Genomic DNA, 4,024 nt, shown 5'->3' with positions numbered 1-4,024 from the left:
TTCTAACTGTTAAGTATTCATTCTTGTATAATGTTTTAATGCTGTCATTCAATTGAAATACATTTTGACTGGATGACAATAGGGGAATAATAAGGCAAATAATTCCAATTCCAATAATTTTCATTGATTTTCTCATGATTCAGTTGGTTTATGGTTAGTAAGTTTAATATTTTCTCTAAACAATTAACGAGAGGAAATTTAAAATCATTTCCAATATTCATTTTTTTTTCAGTTCCACAATTTGCGCTAACGGCTGGGGGTTGATAAAGTGCAGGCGATTGAAACATTGTCATCGTCCCACGATGAGAAAGCTGGATTGAAACGATAAAGTTTCCTAATCCGCTGATAGCCTGCATTTTATTAAACCCTTGTTAGGTGCTGGGCGTTTAATTAACAGTCATTTTCTTATTCATTCAATAGGTTCTCAAAGATTTTTATTATTCAAATATATGTGCTCCGTTACAATGAACGGATCGCCACTCGTCTTCAATTTTTCTTAAAACAAATGTCCAAGATCCATTCTTACACCTTAAAGTATCGCCGTCTTTTCTCAATATTTTCCAGTCAAATTCAAAAGAATAAGCTGCGGCATCTTTGGATATTACATAAACATATTCATTATGAATATTCAAATCCAACCACTTTTGATTTGACGATAAAAAATCTTTAAAATCTTTTTGCAAGTAACTGTAATCCGTGATTAAATATCCATCCCCACCAAATACGAAGTCTCCATTGTCAATATACAAATGAGTTGCCTTTTCGGCATCAAGGCTTTTTTCATTTTCAAATGCTTTATGCATAGAAGCAATAACTTCTGATTTGATACTATTTATTTCTTTGTCAGAAAGTTGAGAATTTTGTTTGCACCCCAATACTAAGAATGCGCACATAGCGAAATAATGAATTCTTTTCATAATTACATACTTTTATGTTAATGAATCTTTCATACTTATATCATTATAAATCAACCTGTCTACACGCCTTGCGCCTAACGGCTGGGGGTGTGGCGAGTGCGGGAGCGCGAGTTTCGATTTCGTCGCACGACGAAATCGCCCCAAACGGGCGATGCAGTTCCGAAGTTCCCTAACTAGCCCGCATTGGCTGCACCCCTTGTTATAGGGCGTATTTAATTGTTATATAGTCAATTGAATCTAATTCAACTGACCTATTTGGAAATTTTTTAATTGCTTCGTCATACATATCCTCATAATGTGATAATCCGCGAAATTTTATGCCATACTTCAAGTAGAGATATTCGTCTCTTAAGTCGTAAAAAACACTTGAAGTTAATTCTAATAGTTTAATATAATCTTGATATGAGTATCTATCAGAAATATAATATGCTAGGATTGCTTTAGGATCTGAAAGAATTTTTTCTTTTAGTAGTTTACAAAATTCAGAAGCTTCAAGTGAATCATTGTTTAATAGTATTTTGCCTTGAAAATATTCAATCAAAAAACCGTGATCTATTATGGAGTCATTATCAAGTATTGGAGGAGGAGGAGGAGGTAAAGGGGGAAATACAAAATTATAAGTTTTGTATTTTGATAAATCACTTTCAGTTAATGGGGGAATATATCTAGAAATATAATTTATCTTATTATATTCATTGATTGACAGTACATAAGATATATTTCTGTAATCAGCTATTTTCAATTGTACTTTTAGAAAGTTAATCTCATTTATTGATAAATCTTTGTCTGCTATTAATGTTATTGGCGAAAAACGACTGTCAAGGTAGGATAAGTTAGATTTATAATCTAAAAGATATTTATAGAAATTTTCATCAAAGACTATTGTCGAATCATTAAAATTGACAACTAGAATGTTATCATATTTGGTAAAGTACAGAGGATTATGAAACTTATTTTCAAATCCATAAGATTGAATTTTTCCATTTCCATTTGGTAATTGTATTTTTATTTGTTTATCAGACAAATAATCAAATAAATAATTCGATGATTCACCTTTTTTGAGTTTGTAAATCAAAGTGTCGTTCCCATTTCTGTAATATAAAAGTTCTTTGTCTTTTTGAATGATAGTTAATTTATAACTACTATGATATAATTTACTCCTAAAGTAAAATTTATCACCAATCCTCCTATATGTAAGTGTATCATATTGGAATGAAAAAAAATCAATATATTTTCTATTTTTAAAATGAATCAAAACGGGTAAATTTAAATCTTCAGTTTTGTATTTACCGTAATAAAATCCATTAATCTGTTGCTTTCTTGAACAACTGATTGTAAATAGTATCAGTGTAATTAACGTTATCTGTTTGATAGTTCTCATCGTTTTTTTTCAATATGCCCTATAACGGCTGGGGGTTGATAAAGTGCAGGCGATTGAAACATCGTCATCGTCCCACGATTAGAAGCTGGATTGAAACGATAAAGTTTCCTAATCCGCTGATAGCCTGCATTTTATTAAACCCTTGTTATGGGCTGGCATTACCCTTCTTTCTTTTATCTATATTATTTCATATCTATCACACAAAATATCTATCGTATAAATACAGAACGACAAAAGGTAAAAACATAGACAAGATAAGATGAATCTCTTGCATGAAAACCCAGGGAATAACACAAATAGCGTAGATAACTCCAGTAAAAGCGCCCCCTAAATGGGCATCATGTCCAATGTTGTCAATTCCTTTTTTCATTAAGTAGTGTGAAACTAAAATAAATGAAACAGCATATACATAGTCGGGAACAGGAATGGGAATAAACATTATATATACACTTCCACTTTCCATAAGAAATATTGAGGAATAAATAATTCCGCAAACTCCTCCTGATGCCCCAACTGCTGAATAATAATCGTTTTTCCAATTATTAATAAGACTAAATACTCCTCCACCTATTACACTAAACAAGAATGATAGAAAAATAACGATAAAAGAGTATTCTATTTCAACATATTCAGCAAAAGAAAATAAAGTAACCATATTAAAAACAAGGTGGGTATAATCTACATGGATGAATGCAGAGGAGATTATCCGATAGTATTCCTTCTTGTTCTTTATTGCACCAACGTTAAATGAGTATTTAACATAGAAATCTGAATGATTAAATGCATATATCGTTGTTACAGTAATTGTAGCTATTAAAATGATGGTAAGTATTGGCATCTAAAATTTGTTTAATTTAATGTTATTTGTTTTTCAGCTAAGTTTTATTAACTGCCTTCATTCTAGTTTAATACTTTATGGGGCGGCTTCAAATTTCTAGCGCAACAAGTCTTGATTTTACAGGTGTTCGGTCTGCTTGCCCATAACGGCCGGGGGTTTATAAAGTGCTGGATCTTGGAACGTTGTCATCATCCAGACACGTGACTGAGGATTGGAACGAGTAGTGACTTAATCCGCTAAAAGCCAGCATTTTATGAACCCCTTGTTAGCAGCTGTAGTTTGTTTTCCTGTCGTTAAAATTTCGGGGCAAAACGTTTTTCCTTACTATTCAGTTCAATAATACTTTCTATAAATCATCAGCGATCGGAGAGGCTTGCCATCAAGCAAGCCGTGGGGTCGCCACAATATTTTTTTCGGTTTGATAATTCCAAATATCTGTAATTTTCATAGATTAAGAATAATTCATTTTTGGGCTTCACGTTCATAAAGGATTCGGTCAATTTCCCGAGATATTCTATCCCCAAAATCTGTTGTTTTCAGAATTGCAATAACTATGATAGCAATTAGGGCAAAAATTGCAATAATATTGTAAGCATTGTCCCACCACAAATTAAATCTAAGGATTTTCTTCTTCTCCAGAATTCTTTCTTCAATGTTTTCAGCATTTGCAGCTATAATTCTTTTACTACCTTTTTTTTTAAAGGCGAGTTCCTTGTTGTCAAAATCAAGGAAATTATCATCTAGGGTATCATAACCCATAGTTTTTTCTCTTTTTTTGAACGGTTTTCTTGGTCTTAATTTGTAAACCCATTCCTGAAGGCCAAATCCCATACTTCCCATAGAATTATTCTTAAGTAGAGAAAGATTTAAATTAGCGTTTAGGTCAAT

5 protein-coding genes are annotated in these 4,024 nt (G+C 32.1%); all 5 read right to left on the bottom strand.

The genetic code is table 11. The features are described 5' to 3' along the window. Positions 1–44: 44 nt before the first annotated feature. Complete coding sequence (locus tag HPY60_11675) at positions 45–356, bottom strand: hypothetical protein (protein ID NPV51834.1); 312 nt, start codon at positions 354–356, stop codon at positions 45–47. An 81-nt stretch (positions 357–437) separates the two neighbouring features. Beyond that, positions 438–917: a SnoaL-like domain-containing protein gene (locus HPY60_11670; GenBank protein ID NPV51833.1), complete on the bottom strand. Its 480-nt coding sequence runs from the start codon at positions 915–917 to the stop codon at positions 438–440. 199 nt (positions 918–1,116) lie between these two features. Continuing rightward, complete coding sequence (locus HPY60_11665; protein NPV51832.1) at positions 1,117–2,298, bottom strand: hypothetical protein; 1,182 nt, start codon at positions 2,296–2,298, stop codon at positions 1,117–1,119. A gap of 196 nt (positions 2,299–2,494) precedes the next feature. Further along, positions 2,495–3,136, bottom strand: coding sequence for a rhomboid family intramembrane serine protease (locus tag HPY60_11660; GenBank protein ID NPV51831.1), 642 nt, complete (start codon positions 3,134–3,136; stop codon positions 2,495–2,497). A 462-nt stretch (positions 3,137–3,598) separates the two neighbouring features. Then, positions 3,599–4,024: hypothetical protein (locus tag HPY60_11655; protein NPV51830.1), on the bottom strand; the 426-nt coding region annotated here is incomplete at its 5' end.

Origin of the sequence: Methanofastidiosum sp. (assembly GCA_013178285.1) — an archaeon.
In the GTDB taxonomy this organism is placed as follows: domain Archaea; phylum Methanobacteriota_B; class Thermococci; order Methanofastidiosales; family Methanofastidiosaceae; genus Methanofastidiosum.
This window is presented reverse-complemented; position numbering and strand designations above follow the sequence as displayed.

Excerpts from the sequence above, each read along its gene's own strand:
- HPY60_11675 (NPV51834.1), bottom strand. The coding sequence starts at position 356 with ATGCAGGCTATCAGCGGATTAGGAAACTTTATCGTTTCAATCCAGCTT.
- HPY60_11670 (NPV51833.1), bottom strand. The coding sequence starts at position 917 with ATGAAAAGAATTCATTATTTCGCTATGTGCGCATTCTTAGTATTGGGG.
- HPY60_11665 (NPV51832.1), bottom strand. The coding sequence starts at position 2,298 with ATGAGAACTATCAAACAGATAACGTTAATTACACTGATACTATTTACA.
- HPY60_11660 (NPV51831.1), bottom strand. The coding sequence starts at position 3,136 with ATGCCAATACTTACCATCATTTTAATAGCTACAATTACTGTAACAACG.